Source organism: Dyella marensis (assembly GCF_049532885.1).
Classification (GTDB): Bacteria; Pseudomonadota; Gammaproteobacteria; order Xanthomonadales; family Rhodanobacteraceae; genus Dyella_D; species Dyella_D marensis.
Map to the genome: position 1 here is coordinate 4,717,045 of NZ_CP064029.1, position 19,702 is coordinate 4,736,746.

Below are 19,702 nucleotides of genomic sequence, written 5' to 3' on the forward strand. Positions count from 1 at the left end.
CTCAGCCCTTGAATCGGAACGCCAGCAGATTTATTGCGTACGCAGCCACCAGCCCCGTGATAGCGGCCAGTGGCGGCAGTCTGTATTGACCCAGGATCACGATCAGCCCTCCAGCGATCGCGATCCATTTCAGAACCATGCCTGAAACCATCCGGCCCATGGTCATGCCGCCCCCGCCCAGTCCTGCGAAGGTACGCGACGCCAGCAGCGCGGTACCCAGCGCCACCAGTGCGGCGCCCGCAGCGGCCGCGATCGCATCGCGGTACCCCTGCGTCAGGAAAGCGAGGCCCACGATCGCCGCCGTGGCGAGCTGCAGCATCACGATGCGCAGCGCGAGACGACGTCCGGAGGCAAGACTGTTGAGCACGTGAGGTCCCCGCGCGGCTTCGCACTAGGCGGCACCGATCCAGCTGCGGGCCACGGTCCAATCTTAAAAAGTATATCAGCGGGGCATTTAGACGGACAAGCCGCGTTCCTGCGTTATGCCGCACTTTCGTGCCCGATCGCCTACTTTGCCGACCGGCGCGTGTGCGAAGCGTCCATGCCGCGGGCAAGAAAAAGGCCGGACTGGAGAACCAGTCCGGCCTTGGGGGACGTCGCCGAGGGAGGGAGCGACGTTTTGAAGCGGATTACTTCGCGGCGGCGGCGGCCTTCTTCACCGCGGCGACCGGGGCCGACACGGCGTCGTTGGCGGCCTGCTGCTGTTCCTGCACCAGGGCGGACAGCGACTCGGCGGTCTTCTGCGTGACGGCGATGATTTCCTGGGTCACGGCGACGGCGCGCTCGGCGTTCTCGCGGCTCAGCGCGCTGCCCTTTTCCCACAGGGTGCGCAGGCCTTCGATGTCGCGGGTTTCGAGCGCATCGGCGATGTAGTCGGAGGTCACCTGGGACTGCTTCTCGAGCGCCTGGAACTGCAGCTCGGCAATCTTCTCCAGAGCCTTGAAAGCCACCGACTGGGCCTTGAAGGCGTTGTCGGTCAGCTGCTTGGCGTAGGCGAACACCTGGGCATTCAGTTGCTGGGTCATGGCTTTGCTCCCTCGAAGGGAATGGGGGTAGTGGGACAAAGCCTAACAAGGATTTTTGTGCAGCGCAATATATTTTTTGTGAAGACGCGCTTTGTCACATTAAATTATTTTAAGAACAATCAACTATGACAAATCCATGAAATGCCGCGTCGCGTCAAAAACTGGCGCGGCTGCAGCTGGCCCCCGAGGTGCAGGTCTCGTGCACCACCACCTTGTCCAGCCCCGGCAGGCGCGGCTCGAGGCGGCGGAAGATCCAGCGCGCGAGGTTCTCGCTGGTGGGGTTTTCCAGGCCCTCGATGTCGTTGAGGTAGTGGTGGTCCAGCTGTTCGTACAGCGGCGCGAAGGCCGCCTTGACGTCGGCGAAGTCCATCACCCAGCCCAGCTGGGGATCCGGCTGGCCCTCCACATGGATTTCCACGCGGAAGGAATGGCCGTGCAGGCGCGCGCACTTATGCCCCGGCGGCACATGGGGCAGGCGGTGGGCGGCTTCGAGATGGAAGAGCTTGAAGATATGCATTGCGACATTCTAGCGCCCACCCCGCCATGGCGCCTTGCGCGCACTGGGGAACGCCCCAGGTCCGGCGCCCGCCGCGCCGGCGCGATACTCGGCCGGCCAAGGCCCGAGCCCTTCCCATGCGCCTTCTCGCCACCTTGCTGCTGAGCCTGACTGCCATGACCGCCACCGCCTCTTCCATCGGCACGCCCGACGCCGGCAGCCCCGAACGCAAAGCCATCCTCGGCGCGGCCCGCGCGCCGCTGGAACGGCGCCTGCATCGACCGGTGCAGTTCGCGGTCGATCGGCTTCGCGTCGCGGGCGACTGGGCTTTCCTGCACGCGCATATGCAAGGCGCGGGCGGCACGCCGGTGGATTTCACGGGCACCGAGTTCGCCGAAGCGGCCAGCCATGGCGCGATGTCGCGCGCCTATGCCGCGCTGCTGGAACGCAAGGCCGGCCACTGGACCATCAAGGCCGAAGCGATCGGCCCGACCGATCCGGTCTGGACCGCCTGGGCGCAGACCTATGGCGCGCCGACAACGCTGTTCGTCGACTGAGCAAGGCTTGAAAGCACCGTCGTTCCGGCCTTGCACCGGGCACGCCGTCGATCGCCGCAAGCTCACCGACAGCCAGGCCAAGGTCTGCGCGGAAGATTCACAACATCCCCGATATAAGCCGCAACGGCTCGACATGGCGCCAGGAAAGACCGCCACGCCAAGCGACACGCAGGGCTGGCGCAAGACGCCTTTCGAAGCCTGAGCAACACACACACTAACCAGGAGGGTTTATGCGTCGTGTGACATTTCTTACCAAAGCTGCCTGTATCGGTTTGATCCTGCTCGGCTACGGCTCGGTGGCCGACGCCGCACTCGTGACCACCACGCGCTCGGCCAGCAGCAGCGCTACCGCCGGCGACCTGACGATCTCGTGCCAGGCCGATGAAGTCGTCAGCGGCGGCGGCTACAAGTTCATCGCCGACACCGCCAACGTGCTCTACAACGCGCCCATCGGCGGCACCCAGCAGGGCTGGACAATCCGCTACACCGGCACGCCCACGCAAAGCACGCTTTCGTTCCTCGCCGTGGTGTGGGCGGTATGCATGAAGCAGCAGTAAGTGGTTCGCGAACGGCATCGCTTGGAAGAGGCCCCCGGCACGGGGCCTCTTCTTTTTCGTGCGGGCTATCGGGCACTGCAAAAGACGAAGGACGACCCGCAGGCCGCCCTTCGCCCTCCCCCGCCTGGCCGCAGGCTCAAGGGGGCGTGAGGTACCACGCGCCGCCGTAGGGGTGGCCGTAGCCCACCTGCTGCGTGCCGTTGCGATTGGTGTTGTTCGAACCGATCAGCTGGATGTTGCCGCCGCTGTTGCTGGCCACCAGCTCGACGTGGCCGCCGTTGTTGAGGATGCACACGTCGCCCGGCTTCGCATGGGCCGCATCGACCACTTTCCAGCCTCGGTCCTTCAAGATCCGCCCGATCGAACCCGGCGCGCCCGGACCGGTGCGGCTGGAACCCGACACCAGGTCGGTGTGCCGGTCGAGCACGCCCGCTTTCTGCAGCACCGCGGAGACGAAATTCGCGCAGCACTCGTCCGGCGACACGCCGGGATTCATCGGCAAGGCGCCGCTGCGTTCCAGCTCCGACGCATTGCGCCCGAGAAACTGCCTGGCGATGTCCACCACCTTGCTGCCGCTCGCACCGCTGCCGCCATGCACGCCACCGGTGCCCTGCGTACCGCCGGTGCCTTGCGTGCCGCCCGCACCGGGGATATGCACCACCTGCCCCGGATAGATGCGATTGGGATTGGCGATCTGCGGATTCGCACGCTCCAGCGCCGCCAGCGATACGCCGTTGCGCGAGGCGATGCTCGACATGCTGTCGCCCGAACGCACCGTGTACTCGTGGCTCGCCGGCGCGCTGCTCGCGCTGCCGCCGCCGGGCAGATGGATCACCTGGCCCGGATAGATGCGGTTCGGATTGGCGATCTGCGGATTCGCCGCGAGCAGCGCGGAAAGCGACACGCCATGGCGCGCGGCAATACCCGACAGGGTGTCGCCCGGCTTCACCGTATAGCTGCCACCCGATGCCGCACTGCCGCCGCCACCCGGCAGATGGATGACCTGCCCGGGATAGATATGGTTGACATCGCGGATCTGCGGATTGGCCGCTTCCAGCGCTTTCAGCGACACACCCTGGCGCGCGGCGATGGCCGACAGCGTATCGCCCGACTGCACCGTGTAATCGTGCGAACCGCCCGGCGGCGCAGGAGGCGACGGCGGTGCCGGCGGATTACCGCCATTCGGCGCATCGCTGCCGAACAACGCGGCCTCCTTCGCGCGCCGGTTCACCAGTCCCTGCAGGACATGGCCGCCGGCATGCACGTACTCGCCGAACATTGCCTGCGCGCCCTTGTAGTCGCCGGCATTGAGCTTGGCCAGCAGCCCCGGATAACCGTTCGCGCCGAGGTTGTAGGTAAGGCTTACCAAGGCATCGAACTGGTTCTGCGTGATCGGCACATGCACATTGCGCCGCACCGCATCCTGCGCCCAGGCCAGGTCTTCCTTGAGGTATTGCTCGGCCTGCGCGCGGGTGATGGTCTGCCCCGGCTGCACGCCCTTGGTGTGGCCGTAGCCGATGGTCCACGGCGCGCCGCCGGTGCCGGGGTCGGGATACGCCGTGGCGCTGTAGCCCTCGAAGCCCTCGATCATCTGCACGCCGTTCTGGCTGATGCTGAAACCCGAGGCCGGCCCCGCCTTGCCCGCCGCCGCTTGCGCGCCACCGGTGGGCGCGGCAGGCGCGAAGCCGCCATCGTTCGCATGGGCGGGGAGATGGATCACGTCGCCGGGATAGATGCGATCGGGGTTGGCGATCTGCGGATTGGCCGCCTCCAGCGCCGCCAGCGACACGCCGAAGCGTTGCGCGATCGCCGACAGCGAATCGCCATGCTGCACGGAATACGTATTCGACGACTCGTCGCTCGCGGCAAAGGCTGGCGAGGAACGCACGGCGCTGACTGCGGTCATGGAAGGCCTCTCTGCTCGGATGCATGCGGCCCACCTGGCCGGCCGCCGAATTGCAGCATCGTGACAACGAGCTCTCCCATTGGGACTTTCCCCAGCTAGGTGCAACCCTAGATGGACGTCCAGACCATCTAGGGAAAACCCCAGCTAGGGAGCGCCCTACTGATCGGCGCTCGAGCCGCGGGGCTATCGTCCGGGCGTCACCATGGGAGGTGGAGCGATGTACCTGGAACTGCAGTCCCAACGCAGCGGCTCGGCGCTGCCGGTAGATCGCTACGGCGCTTCGGCGCAAGCCGCAGCCAGCGGCGCCGCGCATCCCGACGCGCACGTCTCGCAGCCGCAGCTGGCGTTCAATCCGCAACTGGCGAAGCTCACCGGCTCGATGTCCGGCGCTTCCGGCGCCGGCGCGCCGGACTTCGACGCGCAAGTGCGCGGCACCGACCCGAAGGCGATCGATCTGCAGCTCATGCGCATCGCACAGGACGTCTACGATCCGCACAGCCAGGGCGTCGATGGCTGGACGCGCCTCACCGCGGACCAACTCGCCCAGGCCGGCATCGACCCCGCCTCGCTGGAAGACCCGAGCACCGGCTTCCGCGCCGCCATCTACCAGGACAAGAACGGCGACCACGTGCTGGCCTTCGCCGGCTCCAACGACATCAAGGACTGGCTCAACAATGCCGAGCAAGGCTTAGGTGTCCCGGCCGCGCAGTACCACCAGGCCGTGGCCCTGGCCACCGAAGCCAAGGCGGCGTTCGGCGACAGCCTGGCCATCACCGGCCATTCGCTGGGCGGCGGCCTCGCTTCGATCGCCTCGCTGGCGACGGATTCGGCCGGCGTCACCTTCAATGCCGCGGGCCTCAACGACGAGACGATCCGCCGGCTGATTCCCGACGGCGATCCCGCGGCGCTGAAGCAGCAGGCCGAAAACGGCTTGATCCGGCGCTACGCGGTGGACGGCGAGATCCTCACCACCGTGCAGGAACACTCGCCCCTGCCCGATGCGGTCGGCCACAAGATCGCGCTGCACGATCCCGATCCGGTCGCCAAGCCGGACCTCCACTGGTACGACTGGCTCGACGGCAAGGCGGAAGTGCTGGAAGCGAAGTACGCCGTCGACGTGGCCAAGCATTCCGTCGACCTGCATCTGGATGACGCCGTGCTCGCCGCGCTGCAGAAAGACCATCCCTGGCAGCCCTGAGCCGCCCCACCATGAAACCGTGACGCCGCCTCTGCTGTACTCGGGCGGCTTTCGGCGCTGGGCCGACATGGGAGAACCCGGCATGATGCACATCCTTCGCCCCAGGCGTGCTGCCTGGTGTCTGCTGGCAGGCCTTGCGCTCGCCGGCGCCGCCGCGGAAACCCAGGCCATGAGCGACACGGATGCAAGCAAGGTGTTCACGGATACGCGCGTGGTGGCGCTGGTCGATGCCGCCGCGCAAGGCGACGAAGCACGCGTGCGCGCCTTGCGCGAGCAAGGCGCCGACCTCAACGCGCAGGGCGACCGCGGCGTGACGCCGCTGGAATGGGCGCTACTGCACAAGGACCGCCGCGCCATGGAAACCCTGCTGCGCGCCGGCGCCGATCCGGCGCGCCCCGGCGTGGGCGGCGCCACGGTGCTGCACCTGGCGGCGATGGCGAACGACTCCAGCTATCTGCGCCTGCTGCTCGACCATGGCGCCGACCCGAACGCGCCGCACGGCGTGACGCAGGCGCCGCCGCTGGACGCCGCGCTGATGAACCCCGGCGAAGATGCCTTCGACCTGCTGCTCGCCCATCACGCCGATCCCAACCGCGCCGACCGCCTGGGCAATACGCCGCTGCACGTCGCGGCCAAGGTGCATCGCACGCATTGCGTGCTGCGCCTGCTGGAGGCCGGGGCGGATGCGACGCGGCGCAATCAGCAGGGGGCGACGTTCCAGACGTACTTCAACATTCTTCCTGCGGGTGGCTTGAACGCCACGGCACGGGCGCAGCACGAGCAGGTGCATCAGTGGCTGCGGCTGCACAATGTTGCGGTGGAGCAAGGCGTGCAATAAACGCTCGTCATCCCGGCGCAGGCCGGGATCCAGTAGCGTCGCCGCTCGATTGTCGCGAAAGGCTCAAAAGCTGAGCCCTTGAACTCCTCGCCTGCACATGGCTTATCGCCGCTGGATCCCGGCCTGCGCCGGGATGACGCCAGTTGAGGAGTTGGCGCACTATTCCAAGTCCGGCGCACTGCCCCACAGATAGCGCGGCGGCAGCCGCCCACGGAACTCCGCCCAATCCACCGCCTTCGGATAACGCCCGCGCCCCGCCTCGCGCAACGGCATGCGCGGCCCGCGGCGCGGACGGCAGCGGGCGCTGAGCTTGCGGCGGCGGCGCAGCGCGGCTTCGGCGGCGCGGCGGCGGCGGTCCTGCTCGCGGCGGTCGCGGTTTTCCTGCGTTTCCTCGGCGTCGGCGGCGCGCCGTTCGCGCGCGGATTTCACCTCTGCCTCGCCCGGACGGCGGCCAGCGGCCGCGCGTTCCTCTTCGCCCACCGCGCCGACGCGCCGCATGCGGTCCTGCACCAGGGTGAACTGCAGGCTGCGGCCGGCGCCCAGGTCGATATTGCGGCCGGCGCGCATCGCCGCGGCCTGCGCGGCCACGGCCTGCGGGTCGATAAAACCGGGCGCCTGCACGTTCGCCGCGCCGGCGCTGCCGGCGGCGGCCTGGCCGAGCTGGGCCATCAGCAAGGCCATGATCTGCAGCTTCGCTTCGTTGCCGTCCACCGCCGCCGCGGCCACGCTCCAGCCGGCCGGCGGCATGCCCTGCGGCACCGCCTGCCAGGCCATCGGCGTGCTCACCAGCGCCGGCCGGGTGCCGTCCAGCCAGGGCATCGGCGGAGGCGGCGGCACGGAGTCGTTGCCGTGCTGGTTGTTCAGCGCCGCCTGCGCCATCGCGCCGGCAGCCTGGGCGAAGCTCAGCACGACGCCGTCGGCGCGCGCGGCGCCCAGCGCGGTGGCGGGTACGCCCGTCGCGGTGGCGCCATGGCGGTCCGCGCCCTGCACGTAGTTCACCGGCGCACTGCCGGGCGCGGTGCCGCCGGGCCAGCCGGCGAGCTGGTTGCGCGAGGCCTGCGCGGCCAGGTCGGCGCTGTTCATGGCGCCGGCGGAAATCAGGGGAATCGCCTGCAGGCCGCCGCTGGTCGACAAGGTCACGCCCAGCTGGATGCCGTCGATGCGCGCGCTGCCGCGCAAGGCATCGGCCAGCTCCGGCAGCAGGGGCAGTTCGTGGCCGGATGGATTGTCGACATTGCCGTTGCCGCGATTGCCCCAGTTGCCATTCAGATCGCCCAGGCTCGACACCGGCAATTGCACGGTCAGCCCTGACGACAGCGGCGTGTTCGCGCTCATGCCGGGATTGACCTGCAGCAGGCTGTCCAGCGGCAGGCCGAGCTTGTCGGCGATGGTGCTTACCGTGTCGCCCGGCGACATCGGGAAGCTCAGCTGCACATGGCCGTTGCCCTGCGCATCGTGGCCGCCGCGGTCGCCGCCCAACAGCCGCAGCACCGGATCGTTCGGAAGGTGGATGCGCATCGCCCCTCTCCTCAGCTCAGCAGGGACGGAGCGATCTCCAACTCGCCCAGCCGGCTGCTGGCGAACCGCTCGATCAACTGCGGCGCGCCGTCCAGCAGCTGCCGGTAGGCATCCGGCGAATGCGTGTCGGCGCGCAGCTTCCAGCCCTTGTCGGTGCGGCTCAGCCACAGCTCGGTGCCGGGCAGCACGCCGTCCTTCAAGGTGATCATGATTTCGCGCGACTGCGCGGAGCTGCGCGCATCGGGCACCAGCAGCCGCTTGACGTGGCGCTCGATCAGCTCGGCCAGCGCGGGCGCCAGCGCCGCCTGCGCGGCGGGTGCCGGCTGTTCCGCGCCGTGCAGCACGATCTGCTGCGCCTGCTGCCAGGCCTGCGCGCCGGCGCTGGCCTGGGCCTGGCCGTCCGGCTGGCCGCCGCCGGAAGACGTATCGCTGCCGCTGTCGCGCTCGCCGTCGCGCGGCGGCAGTGCGGTGGCCTTGCCGGCGGAAGCGTCGAGCTGGCGCTGCAGCAGTTCGCGCAATGCCTTTTCCTGTTCGCTGGCACCTGGGCCGCGCGGGCCGGTGGCGGCCTCGCCGCTGTCCTGCACGTCCTGGCCCTTGCCGTCCATCAGCTTGCGGAAGCGCTGGATGTCCTCGCGTCCGCGCGCGGGTTCGTCCTTGGCGCGCTGCGTATGCCCGTGCGTATGCGGCGCGGGCGGCGTGGTGTGGGTGGCGGTGGTGGCATCGTTGCGCATAGGGACCTCAGTTCGTCGGTGCGCGGCGCAGGAACAGTTCTTCCAGGTTCTGTTCCTCGCTCCATTCGATGCGGCCGCGCATCTCGCGCAGCCAGCCTTGTTTCATTTCGTCCACGGCGTCGAGCTTGCCGCGCGCCTGCCGCCACGCGGCGGCGGCGCGGTCCAGCGCGTCCTGGGTCTGCGCGCAGGCGATCTCGCGCTCGTCCAGCTCCGCGCGGCGCAGCAGGATCTGGTGATCGAGCAGGGCCAGGTGCCGCTCGTAGCGGTCGATCGCCAGCGCGGTGGGCGCGCCGTTGGCGAACATGCCGGTCCAGGCGCGGTCGGCGAAATCCTGGCGCGCGAACGTGGCCTGCTGCAGGCGCTCGTCGGCCGCATGGCGTTCCTCGTCGGCCAGGCGGTGGCGTTCGCGGCACTGCTTCAGTTCCGACTCCAGCGCATGCAGGCGGATGCCGCGCACCGTGCGCAGCGGTTCCAGCGGGAAAGGACCGGCGCTCATGTGCACACTCCCGTCAGGCGCGAGCGCGTGCCGGCGAAGTCGGCCGCCTCGTGCGTGCCCTGGCGCAACAGTTGGTTGATGGCGTCGATGCGCGCGATCGCCGTGTCGGCGTCGGCGTCGCCGCCGGGTTTGTACTCGCCCAGCTGCAACAGCATTTCGATGTCGCGGTATTTCGCGAGGTAGCGGCGCAGCAGCGAGGCGGCGCGCTGGTGCGCGTTGCCGGTCACGCGCGGCATCAGGCGGCTGGCGCTGGCCAGCACGTCGATCGCCGGGTAGTGCCCGGCCTGCGCCAACCGGCGCGAAAGATAGATATGGCCGTCCAGGATCGAACGCACTTCCTCGGCGATCGGATCGCTGCCGTCCTCGTCTTCCATCAGCACCGTATAGAACGCGGTGATGGCGCCCTTGTCGTTGGTGCCGGCGCGCTCGAACAGGCGCGGCAGCGCGGAGAACACCGACGGCGTGAAGCCGCGCCGCGACGGCGGCTCGCCCATCGCCAGGCCGACGTCGCGCAGCGCGCGGGCGAAGCGGGTGATCGAGTCCATCATCAGCAGCACGTTCATGCCGCGGTCGCGGAAGTATTCGGCGATGGCCGTGCCCAGCCAGGCCACGCGGCTGCGCTCCAGCGCTGGCCGGTCGGAAGTGGCGACCACCACCACGCTGCGCTTGAGGCCTTCCTCGCCCAGGCTGTCGTGCAGGAACTCGCCCACTTCGCGGCCGCGTTCGCCGACCAGCACGATCACGTTGACGTCGGCCTGCGCGTTGCGCGCCAGCATGCCGAGCAAGGTGCTCTTGCCGCCGCCGGCCACGGCGAAGATGCCGGTGCGCTGGCCGCGGCCGATGGTGAGCGCGGCGTCGATCGCGCGCACGCCGGTGGGCATGGCCTGATCGATCACCTGGCGGCTGAGCGGATTGGGCGACGCCGCATACAAAGGCACGCGTTCCACATGCTCCAGCGCGCCCAGGCCATCCAGCGGATCGCCGTGCGCGTCGATCACGCGGCCGAGCAGGCTCATGCCGGCCGGCGCGGTGGCCTGCTTGCCGGTGGCGGTCACGGTGGTGGCGGTGGAGATGCCTTCCAGCGGACCCAGCGGGGTGAGCAGGGTCTGGTGCTGCGACACGCCGACCACTTCGGCCGGCAGGCAGAAATCGTTGTCCGGCTGCTCCAGCAGGCACAGCTCGCCGATCGCCGCGCGCACGCCGGTGGCGCGCACCAGGGTGCCGTAGGCCTCGGCCACGCGGCCCACGCGCTGCAGCGTGTCGCGCCGGCTCAGCGCGCGCAGCAGCGGGTCGTCGCTGGGTGCGGCGAAGGTCTCCGGCAGCGGCGCGTCGGGCTGCGGCAGGCTCATGGCACGCCGGCCCCGCTGTGCTCGGCGGCGGCCAGGATCACGCGCGCCTGTTCCAGCTGTTCGTTGAAGCCGGCGCGCACCATGCCGCCGGCGGATTCGATGATGCAGTCGAAGCGGTCCAGTTCCGGGTCGCCGATGATTTCGGTGTCAGGCGCCGCCGCCGCGCCCAGCGCGGCCACTTCGGCCCGGGCCTGCTCGGCCACGTCCGGATGCACGCGCACCAGCAGGTGCGGCTCGAACACCAGCTTCTGCATGGCCTCGGCCACCAGCGAGGCGACCAGGCGCTCGGCGCCGATCGCCGGCGCGATATGCCGCACCACCGCGATGGCGATCTCGCTGGCGCGCCGGCGCAATTCCACCGTGGCGGCGGCGCGCGCCACCACCAGCGCCTCCAGCGCGCGCGCGCAATCGCGCAGGCCGCGCTCGCGGCCTTCGACCAGGCCTTCGAACTTGGCCTGGCCGCGGATCTGCTCCACTTCCTGCTGCGCCTGCCGCAGGATCGCGTTGGCCTCGTCCAGGATGCGCTGGGCTTCCTGCAGCGGCGCCCAAGCGGCGGCCGGAATCACGCCGCCATCCAGATACAGCTGGAAGCGCTCGCGGTCGACGAACATGGCCTGGGCGTTCATAGGGCGGGCTCCTCCGCGACAGGTTCCACCGGCACGGGAGCTAGCAGGGCCGGCACGGTGGACGCCGGCAGCCAGGCTTCCTTCGCGCAGGGCAGCGCCGGCGCGGTGGCATAGGCCAGCGCCAGGCGCTCGGCCAGCCGCGGATCGTGGCGGCCGGCATGGCCCAGGAATTCGATCTTGCCGCGCTCGTAGGCGGCCTCGCGCAGGGCGCCGGCATCGCGCTCGCAACGCTGGATCAGTGCGCGGCCCATGTTGCGCACGGCTTCGGGCGCGGGGCCGCGCCAGGGGTCGGCACCCTGCGCGCGGCGCCAATGTTCGAGTCCCAGCGCTTCGCGCAGGAACAGCACTTCGCTGCGCTCCACCGTGACGCGCACCGCCGGACCGAGCGCGATCGCGCCGAGTACGCGGGTGAACGCATCGAGCTCCGCCTGCGGCCAGTGCAGCCAGGGTTCTTCTTCCACCCACATCGCCCAGCGCTCCTGGTCGGGCGCGAACACGCGCGGCTGCGTGCGCAGTGCCGCACGTGCGAGCTGGCGCCGGCCGAGCGCGGATATCCGCGCACGTTCCAGCAGCGGCACAGGCAGCGCCGCGCAGCGCGCCGGATGCAGGCCGTCGAGCGCGGCCCGCGCGTGCTGGCGACGCATGGCGCGCTCAGCGCTCACCCGGCGCCTCGCGCCGCATCACGCCGCGCGACGGCTGGCCCATCAGCGCGCCGCGGTTGCGCCACAGCAGCAGGCCGGCCAGCAGCACCGCCAGCGCGGCCAGGCCGATCAGCAAAATCGACGCGACGTCGCCGCGCATCACGCCCGACCGCGCCGGCTGCACCGGCACTTCGCTGGGCGTGCGCTGGAAGAACTGCACGGTGACGCGGCTGGGATCGGTCAGCCCTTCGGTGCCGGTCATCACCGCCGCCTTGATGTCCGGCGCACGGCTTTCGATGCCGGCATTGGGGCGGGCGATGATCACCACCGAGGCGGAGCCGCTCGGCGGCTTGTCGTCGATCGGGCTCTTGTCGGGAATCGACAGGTAGACGTACGCGTCGACCACGCCGTCGAACTGCCGCAGCGTATTGCCCAGCTGCTGTTCGCGCGCGTAGATGAAGCGCTGCTTGTCCTCCAGCGGCGAGGAGACGAAGCCGTCCTTCTTGTAGATCTGCGCGATATTGGCGATGCCCTGGTGCGGCAGGCCGGCGTCGCGCAGCACCGCCACCGCGGCCGGCATGTCGCGGCGGTCGAGCGACACCCGCCAGCCCTCGCCGCGCTCGCCGGGTTCCTTCTGCGCGTCGATGCCGGCGTTGATCAGCGCGGCCACCACGTCGTTGGCCTGCTGTTCGTCCAGCTTGGCGTACAGCACGTCGCGGCTGCAGCCGGCGAGCAGCCCGAGCACGCAGGCCAGGGCCGCCAGCCGCAGGGCGAAGGTCGCGAAACGCTTGATCATCGCCTTGAGACCTCAGGACTGCTGGCGGAACAATTGCTGCACGCCTTCCGAACTGCGGTTGGCGACGTTGCTGGTCAGCTCCGCCTGGAACACCAGCTCGTGGCATTTCAGGGTCATGTCGATGACCTGGCTGGGCGAGAGATCGCGCCCGTTCGCCTTCATCGCCTCGGACAGGCGGCCCAGTTCGTTGGCGCGGCCGTTGAGCGAGTCGAACTGGCCGAGCACCGCCTTGAACTCCGGCGACATCTCGTGCGGCACCGGCGTCACCTGCTCGGACTGCACCGCGTTGGCCGGCGCGGCGTCGGCGAAGCTCTGGCGGAACTTGGCCACATCGTCAGCGTGCGCCGGCAAGGCGGCCTTCGGTTCGGCCGGCGCGAACTGGCCGACGTTGACCAGCTGGGTAGGATCCACGTTCATGCTCATGCCTCCTGGCACGCGGCCGGATTACTGCTTGCGTCCGAGGGTTTCCAGCGCCTGGCCGACCGCGTTGTTCGAGGTGGCCGCGTTGGTGGAAAGGAACTGCATCTTCAGGCTCTCGGCGGTGAGCTGGGTCATCACCGACGGCTGGTCCGAACCGTTCTCGCTCACCTGCGCGGACAGCTCGGTGACCTTGGATGCCTGATGGTCCAGCGCGTTGCCCCAGGCCTTGGCCATGGCTTCGAACCAGCTCTTGGACTGCTCGTCGCTGGCCGAGCGGCCGGCCGCCGCGCTGCCGCCGGCGATGCTGGTGTTGATGGTCGGGAACTGCGTATTGCCGCCGTTGCCGTTGATGCTGTTGTTGCTGCTCATGGTTCGTCTCCTGGTGGTGACACTGCTCGCTTCAACGCCCGCCGCCGGCCTGGGCCCTCGCACCGATGGCGACGGCCTTGGCGGGAAGCACGGGCGGCTCCGGCGCCGGTTCGGCCGCGGAAGCGGCGGACTCCGGCACAGCCGGCGGCAGCAGCACCGACGCGGCCGCTTCGTCGAGCGGCTGCGGGGTCTGGTAGTCGTCGGCCTTGTTCAATTGCATGTAGCGGTTGTCCGGCATGCGCAGGAGGATGGTTCCTTCCGCGCTGACGGCGAGGAACACGCCGCCCTGCGGCAGCTTGTTGCCCACGTAGTAGCGCGACTCGTCGCGCGTCACGAGGTACGGTTCGCGCCCGCCGACGACGTGGCGGATGCGCTTGCCGGGATCGGGCTTGACCGGTTCCGGCGCATGTTCGTCGTAGTTCTTCAGCGCCAGGGCCAGGCCCAGCGCGTCGGCGTTGAGGTTCTGCATGTCGGTGGAGCCGAGCACGTCCCTCTTCACCTTGTCGGCCTTGGCGATGTCGCCGAAATGGCCGCCGACTTCCACGCCGCCCTGGTCGAGCAATTTGGTTTCCACCGTGTAGCCGTGCATGGCGAAGATGTCGTTGACCTGCTTCTCCACGCTGGGCCAGTCGCGCACGGTCAGCTCGGTGGTGAGGCCGGCTTCCGAAAGCTTGCGCTTGAGCTGCGGCAGCTGCGCCGCATTGCCGATCACTCCGCGCAGCACCACGTGGCCGCCCTCGCCCGCCGAGGCGCTGACGTGGCGCAGCGACAGGCCATGCAGGATCGCGCGGACGCGGTCGAGCTGGTCGGACACGCTGGCCGCGCGCACCGTCACCGCCGGATGCGTGACCTTCCAGCTGCCGGCCAGCACCAGCGCGGCTACCGCCAGCAGCAGGCCGGCCAGGGCCAGCACGCCGCGGCGGCGGCCGGCCAACTGGCGTTCGGTGAGCGCGGGCAGCGCGTCGTCGCCGGCATCGGACAAGCTTTGCCAGCGCTCGCTCCAATGCGGACCGACCGCGAACTGCACTTCGCCCAGGCGCACCAGGGCGAAGTGTTCCAGGCTGACGTTCTCGCCCACCGCGATGCGGCCGTCGTGGGTTTCCACCTCGCCGTCCATCGCGCGCAGCAGCACCTGGTCGCCGACCACGGTGAGCACGCAGTGATGGTTGGCGATGCCGGTGTCGTTGAGGATCAGATCGCAGTCGTCGGCCTGCCCGATCATCAGGATGCCGCGCTGCGGCAGGCGCAGCTCCGCACCCGCATGCAGCCCGCTGAACACGCGCAAGGCCAGCTGCACCTTGGGCGGCTGGCTGGCGCGTTGGCGGGTGGCGGGCAAGGCGCTCATGGCATTACTCCGGAGGGCGCTTCTGGGGTGCGGGAGCCGGCGCCGCGGGCGGCGGCGACTGCACGATCACCGGCAGCGGCGCGGGCTGCGTGACCTGGCTCTTCTTGTGGTTCCACCAGGCGTCGCGGCTGGCTTCCTGCTTGTCCAGCTGCTCCTGGCTTTCCATGCTCACCTGCGGCGAGCTGGGGGTCTGCTGGCCGTTGATGTGGTTGAGCATCACCAGGCGCGGCGTGATCAGGAACAGGCGCTCGGTATGCGCGCGCTGCTTCTGCACGGTCTTGAACAGATAACCCAGCAGCGGGATGTCGCCGAGCACGGGAATCTTGTGCTCGTTGTTCTGCGACTGGTCCTGCACCAGGCCGCCCAGCAGCAGGCCCTGGCCGTCCTGGATCACCGCCTGCGTGTTGACCGCGTTCTGGCTGACGATGGGATACGAGATGTCCTGCGCATCCTTGGCCGAGTAGGTGATGTTGCCGTCCTCGATCTGCACCATCATGCGGATGCGCGGTGCGCCCTCTTCCATCACCAGATGCGGCGTGACGCGCAGCGTGGTGCCCGCGGTGACGTTGTAGAGGTCGGAGTTATAGGCGCCGGCCACCGGCACATACACGGACTGGTTGCTCTGGATCACCGCCTCGGCGTCGTTCATGGTGATCACCTGCGGACGGGTGACCACGTGGGCGATGCCGTCGTCTTCCAGCGCATTGATGTTGGCCACGAACTTGGCGGGGTTGCCCAGGATCGTGCCGATCTGGAAACCGTTGTTGAACAGCGGCGGCAGGCCACTGGTGTCGCCCAGCCCCAGCGCGGCCAGCAGCAGCGCCTTGTTGTACAGGGCGTCGGCCGGCGTCTGGTTGCCGCTCATGAAGCCCACCGTGGTGCGGTGGTTGCGGTAGAACCAGTTGATGCCGAGCTGGCGCGCCTTGGTCTTGTTGACGTCGATGATGGTCGCTTCGATCTCGACCATCTGCGGCGGCACGTCGAGCTGGCGGATCAATTCGTCGTACATCGGCAGGCGGTCGGGCGTGTCGCGCACGATGATCGCGTTGCGGAAGCTGTCGGCGACGATGCGCGTGTCGCCGCTGCCGGCGATCGCTTCCACGCCGTTGCGCTGCGCGGTGGGCGCCAGCTGCGCGGCGGGCGGGGTCAGGCCGTCGTCGTCCTGCGCCGGCGGCACGCTGTAGTTGCCCAGCGGCGGCGGCGGTTGCTGCCCCTGGCCGGCCAGGCCCTGGCCGCGCAGGCCGCGCTGGCGCGGCGAGGCGAGCCGCTCGCTGGCGCCGCTGAACTGGCTGTAGCTGCCCGGGTCGCTGACCAGGGCGCGCAGCACGCTGGCCACGCCCGGCACCGTCACCTGGCGGCTCCCCAGGTTCATGCTGGTGTCGGAGGCCCAGGCGTATTTCAGCGGATAGAACTTGAAGCGCGTGGTCTCGCGCTGGCCCAGGCCGGCAATGGTCAGCGACATCTGCTTGACCTGCTCGGCGAAGCGCTTGGTGCCGGTGATGGAGACCAGGCCGGTGCTGGGTTCGAGCTTCCACACGTTGCCGGTGGCGGCGTCGGCCCAGTTCACGCTGCCCATGGCGGAGATGAACTGCTGCTCCAGCGGCAGCGGCACGCTGGTGTAGTCGGTGACGCGCTCGGAATCGAGGTAGACGTAGACGGCTGAACCGTCCCAATAGGCCAGCAGGCCATTGGTGTCGGCGATGCGCCGCCACACCTGCGCATAGGTGCCCTTGAAGCTGCCGTTGAGCGTGCCGTTGCGCGCGGCGACCTGCGGACTCAGCACCACTTCCAGGCCCTGGTCGTGGAAGAAGTCCGGCAGGATCTCGCGCAGCGTCTTGTCGGTCTGGATCTCGGTGCTGCTCTTCTTGAACGGTATCGCGGCCGCCTGCGCCAGCGCGGCGTACAGCATCAGGCCAAGCACCGCCATGCAGGCCAGCGCCCGCCGCGTGCCCTTGCCCATCGTCCTGCCCCTGTCATCGCCCATCTTCACGGATTCCTTGGCCTGTTCAATGTCGCGGCCGTCAGACGGCCAGTTGTCCCACCGGCACCAGACGCAGGTCGGGTACCAGCTCCTGATAAGAAAGCACCGGGATGTCGGCGTACTCCGCCTCGGTGAGCTTGCGCAGGTGGCGGCGCACGTCCATCGAGCTGAGCAGCACCATCGCCGTGCCGTGTTCGCCGCGCGCGTGCTCGCCGATCTGCGCCAGCAGGCGCGCGGCGAGATCCGGCTCCACCGCCAGCTGGGTGCCGGCCGGGCCGGTGTGCACCGAGCGGCGCAGGCGTTCTTCCAGCTCCGGGCGCGCCACCAGCACGCGCAGCACGTGGTTGTCGTCGGCGTAGCGGTAGCTGAGGTGGCGGCGCAGCGCCATGCGCACGTATTCGGCCACCAGCACGATGTCCTTCTCGCGGCTGGCGGCGTCGGTGATCGCCTCGAACACGTCGCGCAGCTGGCGGATCGGCACGCGTTCCTCGACCAGGCGCTTGAGCACCTCGGCCACGCGCTGCGGCGACACCACGCGCAGCATTTCGCGCACCAGGTCCGGGTAGTCGCGGCTCAGGCCATTGGAGAGATTGGAGGTTTCCTGGATGCCGACGAACAGCGACAGATGCCGCTCCAGCGACAGGCGGATGTGCTCGTGCAGCACCTGCGGCGCTTCCAGCGCCTTGGCCTGGCGCGCGCCGTCGCGCGGCAGCCAGCGGCCGGGGAAACCGTTCACGCCTTCCGGGGCCAGCGCGCCGTTGTCCGCTGCCGCCGCCGGCGGCAGCGCGGCACGGCCGGGGAGGAACAGCTGGCCCGGACGCAGCGCACCGTGGGCGATGCGTACGCCGTAGGCATACAGCGCGTAGCCCTGCTCCGGCAGATTCAGGCCGGCACGCAGCGCGGGTTTCGGCAGCGGCACGCCGTAGTCTTCGCGCAGGCCGCCGACCACCTGGCGCAGCACGCTGCGCACCTGGTTGCTGCCCAGCGCCTGCAGCGCCGACATGTGCACTTCCAGCAACAGCGGCGCCGAGGGCAGCAGCACGTCGCTGTCGGCCACGTCCGGCGGCAGCAGCTCGGCCTGGCTCTCCGGCACCTTGAACAGGCGGCGCAGGAAGCCCACGCGCTCGCGCATGCGCCAGGAAGCGATGCCGACCAGGATCAGGCCCAGCGGCAGGAACACCAGCACCGGGAAGCCCGGCACCAGCATCATGCCCAGCGCGATGCAGCCGATGATCATGGTCACCCGCGGCTCGCCGGAGATCTGCCGCGCGATGATCGCGCCGAGGTTGCGGTCCTCCTCGTCGCCCGCGGTGCGGGTGACGATCAGGCCGGCGGAGATGGAAGCCAGCAGGGCCGGGATCTGCGCGACCAGGCCGTCGCCGATGGTCAGCACGCTGTACGTGTGCACGGCCTCGCCCAGGCCCATGCCGTGCATCATCACGCCCACGCCCAGGCCGCCCAGCAGGTTGATCACGATGATCACGATGCCGGCGATGGCGTCGCCCTTGACGAACTTCATGGCGCCATCGAGCGAACCGTGCAGCTGGCTTTCGATTTCGAGCAGACGCCGGCGGCGGCGCGCCTCGTCTTTCTCGAGCAGGCCCGAGCGCAGGTCCGAGTCGATCGACAGCTGCTTGCCGGGCATGGCGTCCAGCGAGAAGCGGGCCGCCACTTCGGCCACGCGCTCGGCGCCCTTGGCCACCACGATGAACTGCACCACCGTGATGATGAGGAACACCACCAGGCCCACGATCAGGTTGCCGCCGACCACCATGTTGCCGAAGGTGTCGATGATGTGGCCGCCGTCGGCATTGAGCAGGATCGAGCGCGTGATGGCGATCGACAGCGCCAGGCGGAACAGCGTGGTGAGCAGCAGCACGCTGGGGAAGCTGGAGAACGCGACGGGCGCCGGGATATAGATGGCGATCAGCAGCAGGCCGACGCCGATGAGCATGTTGAGCGCCACCAGGGCGTCGATGGCCATCATCGGCAGCGGCAGGATCATCAAACCGATGATCGCCACCACACCCGCGACCAGCACCAGGTCGCTGTAGCTGCGCGAGCCGCCGGCGCCGGGCGCCAGCCGCGAGAGGATCGCTTCAAGCGCCATGGCGCACCGCTGCGGCGCGGCCGGCGACGACCCGCTGTGCTGGCAACCTGATTGGCCTCGCCACGCTGACCACGCACACGACTCCGGCAAGCGGACACACTCGTCCATTGAGCGAATGGAAACGCCCTCTCCCACTGCCGTTGCCGATGCCGCCGCGCTCTTGCGGCGCGATCCACTTCAGCCTTACGCCCCCTGTCGGCGCTCGGTGAAGTGGCAACCTACACAGCGCCCCTGAAAATCGGTACCTAGGGAAAACCCTAGGTTTTATGATTCACCTTCGTGAAAATGAAATTCACACGGGGCATATAATCGAAAGTATTTTCCGATTCACGCTTTCAGCGTGATATTGATCACGCTATTTCGCATTGTCATCACGCCGTAATTCGGCGATCAGTTCCACGCGCTGCGCCGTGACGCCAAGCACCAGGCGGCGCTCCGCCGCATCCACCACCACCACGCGCTCGCGGGCGCCTACGGCAACGGCCTGAACCACTTTCAACGGACCGCCGGGACCACGTAACGCCTGGCCCTTGCGCAGCCACCACAGCCATGCAAGCAAGGCCGCGCATACTGCAATCAGCGGTAATAAAAGGCCTAGCCAGAGGCTGCCGCCTTCGGGTGAATCGGTTGCAAATGCGACGGATGGCCAAGTTAATCCGGCCATGACGTTGCGAAGTAATCTCTTCATGGCATTATTCCCATTCCAAAAAAAACCAACCGACCTGGCCACTGTGTCGTTCGTC

22 protein-coding genes are annotated in these 19,702 nt (G+C 68.9%); 5 read left to right on the forward strand and 17 right to left on the reverse strand.

All coding sequences use genetic code 11. The annotated features are described in order from the left end of the window. Position 1: 1 nt before the first annotated feature. From ISN75_RS20670 to queD, 3 genes are all read right to left on the reverse strand, one after another. Positions 2–367 carry a hypothetical protein gene (locus ISN75_RS20670; protein WP_167253292.1) on the reverse strand — a complete coding sequence of 122 codons (366 nt, stop codon included), beginning with the start codon at positions 365–367 and terminating at the stop codon, positions 2–4. 262 nt (positions 368–629) lie between these two features. Beyond that, entirely contained in the window at positions 630–1,025 is a 396-nt protein-coding gene (locus ISN75_RS20675) for a phasin family protein (RefSeq protein ID WP_167253290.1), read from the reverse strand. A gap of 154 nt (positions 1,026–1,179) precedes the next feature. Continuing rightward, positions 1,180–1,542 (reverse strand): 6-carboxytetrahydropterin synthase QueD, encoded by a 363-nt coding sequence (queD, locus tag ISN75_RS20680; RefSeq protein WP_167253288.1) that lies wholly within the window; start codon positions 1,540–1,542, stop codon positions 1,180–1,182. Between the two features lie 116 nt (positions 1,543–1,658). On the opposite strand from queD, the gene ISN75_RS20685 reads away from it, so the two are divergent. Genes ISN75_RS20685 through ISN75_RS20695 form a run of 3 tightly spaced genes read left to right on the forward strand, consistent with a single transcriptional unit; the run spans position 1,659 to position 2,635 of the window. After that, on the forward strand, positions 1,659–2,078 hold the full coding sequence (locus ISN75_RS20685) for a hypothetical protein (protein WP_343817975.1): 420 nt from the start codon (positions 1,659–1,661) through the stop codon (positions 2,076–2,078). Positions 2,079–2,085: 7 nt separating this feature from the next. After that, on the forward strand, positions 2,086–2,280 hold the full coding sequence (locus ISN75_RS20690; protein ID WP_343817976.1) for a hypothetical protein: 195 nt from the start codon (positions 2,086–2,088) through the stop codon (positions 2,278–2,280). Positions 2,281–2,308: 28 nt separating this feature from the next. Next, positions 2,309–2,635: a hypothetical protein gene (locus ISN75_RS20695; protein WP_167253282.1), complete on the forward strand. Its 327-nt coding sequence runs from the start codon at positions 2,309–2,311 to the stop codon at positions 2,633–2,635. Between the two features lie 136 nt (positions 2,636–2,771). On the opposite strand, the gene ISN75_RS20700 is transcribed toward ISN75_RS20695, so the two are convergent. Then, positions 2,772–4,541 carry a LysM peptidoglycan-binding domain-containing protein gene (locus ISN75_RS20700; RefSeq protein WP_343817978.1) on the reverse strand — a complete coding sequence of 590 codons (1,770 nt, stop codon included), beginning with the start codon at positions 4,539–4,541 and terminating at the stop codon, positions 2,772–2,774. A 217-nt stretch (positions 4,542–4,758) separates the two neighbouring features. On the opposite strand from ISN75_RS20700, the gene ISN75_RS20705 reads away from it, so the two are divergent. Next, positions 4,759–5,739, forward strand: a complete 981-nt coding sequence (locus ISN75_RS20705; protein WP_343817980.1) for a hypothetical protein — start codon at positions 4,759–4,761, stop codon at positions 5,737–5,739. Between the two features lie 82 nt (positions 5,740–5,821). Beyond that, on the forward strand, positions 5,822–6,577 hold the full coding sequence (locus ISN75_RS20710) for an ankyrin repeat domain-containing protein (protein ID WP_343817982.1): 756 nt from the start codon (positions 5,822–5,824) through the stop codon (positions 6,575–6,577). A 159-nt stretch (positions 6,578–6,736) separates the two neighbouring features. Here the strand turns inward: ISN75_RS20710 and ISN75_RS20715 are convergent, their stop codons facing one another. From ISN75_RS20715 to fliO, 13 genes are all read right to left on the reverse strand, one after another. Beyond that, positions 6,737–8,095 (reverse strand): LysM domain-containing protein, encoded by a 1,359-nt coding sequence (locus tag ISN75_RS20715; RefSeq protein ID WP_343817983.1) that lies wholly within the window; start codon positions 8,093–8,095, stop codon positions 6,737–6,739. Between the two features lie 11 nt (positions 8,096–8,106). Next, positions 8,107–8,826: a type III secretion HpaP family protein gene (locus ISN75_RS20720; protein WP_343817985.1), complete on the reverse strand. Its 720-nt coding sequence runs from the start codon at positions 8,824–8,826 to the stop codon at positions 8,107–8,109. A gap of 7 nt (positions 8,827–8,833) precedes the next feature. Then, positions 8,834–9,322 carry a hypothetical protein gene (locus tag ISN75_RS20725; protein WP_167253270.1) on the reverse strand — a complete coding sequence of 163 codons (489 nt, stop codon included), beginning with the start codon at positions 9,320–9,322 and terminating at the stop codon, positions 8,834–8,836. Further along, positions 9,319–10,671, reverse strand: a complete 1,353-nt coding sequence (locus ISN75_RS20730; RefSeq protein ID WP_167253268.1) for a FliI/YscN family ATPase — start codon at positions 10,669–10,671, stop codon at positions 9,319–9,321. Before ISN75_RS20730 ends, ISN75_RS20725 begins: the two co-directional genes overlap by 4 nt. Further along, positions 10,668–11,297 carry a FliH/SctL family protein gene (locus ISN75_RS20735; protein WP_167253266.1) on the reverse strand — a complete coding sequence of 210 codons (630 nt, stop codon included), beginning with the start codon at positions 11,295–11,297 and terminating at the stop codon, positions 10,668–10,670. The genes ISN75_RS20730 and ISN75_RS20735 overlap by 4 nt, the downstream gene beginning before the upstream one ends. Continuing rightward, the gene (locus ISN75_RS20740) at positions 11,294–11,941 is read right to left on the reverse strand and encodes a hypothetical protein (RefSeq protein ID WP_343817988.1); all 648 of its coding nucleotides are present in this window, start codon (positions 11,939–11,941) and stop codon (positions 11,294–11,296) included. Before ISN75_RS20740 ends, ISN75_RS20735 begins: the two co-directional genes overlap by 4 nt. 7 nt (positions 11,942–11,948) lie before the next feature. Next, complete coding sequence (sctJ, locus tag ISN75_RS20745; protein ID WP_343817989.1) at positions 11,949–12,734, reverse strand: type III secretion system inner membrane ring lipoprotein SctJ; 786 nt, start codon at positions 12,732–12,734, stop codon at positions 11,949–11,951. A gap of 12 nt (positions 12,735–12,746) precedes the next feature. Then, positions 12,747–13,151: a hypothetical protein gene (locus ISN75_RS20750; RefSeq protein ID WP_343817990.1), complete on the reverse strand. Its 405-nt coding sequence runs from the start codon at positions 13,149–13,151 to the stop codon at positions 12,747–12,749. Between the two features lie 27 nt (positions 13,152–13,178). Beyond that, a complete protein-coding gene (locus ISN75_RS20755; RefSeq protein ID WP_208399640.1) occupies positions 13,179–13,523 on the reverse strand; it encodes a hypothetical protein in 345 nt (114 codons plus the stop codon). Between the two features lie 31 nt (positions 13,524–13,554). Then, a complete protein-coding gene (locus ISN75_RS20760) occupies positions 13,555–14,868 on the reverse strand; it encodes an FHA domain-containing protein (protein WP_167253259.1) in 1,314 nt (437 codons plus the stop codon). Positions 14,869–14,872: 4 nt separating this feature from the next. Continuing rightward, a complete protein-coding gene (gene sctC / locus ISN75_RS20765; protein WP_168648377.1) occupies positions 14,873–16,852 on the reverse strand; it encodes a type III secretion system outer membrane ring subunit SctC in 1,980 nt (659 codons plus the stop codon). A 37-nt stretch (positions 16,853–16,889) separates the two neighbouring features. Next, positions 16,890–18,959: a type III secretion system export apparatus subunit SctV gene (gene sctV, locus ISN75_RS20770; protein WP_167253256.1), complete on the reverse strand. Its 2,070-nt coding sequence runs from the start codon at positions 18,957–18,959 to the stop codon at positions 16,890–16,892. A 355-nt stretch (positions 18,960–19,314) separates the two neighbouring features. After that, on the reverse strand, positions 19,315–19,647 hold the full coding sequence (gene fliO, locus ISN75_RS20775) for a flagellar biosynthetic protein FliO (protein WP_167253254.1): 333 nt from the start codon (positions 19,645–19,647) through the stop codon (positions 19,315–19,317). Between the last annotated feature and the right edge of the window lie 55 nt (positions 19,648–19,702).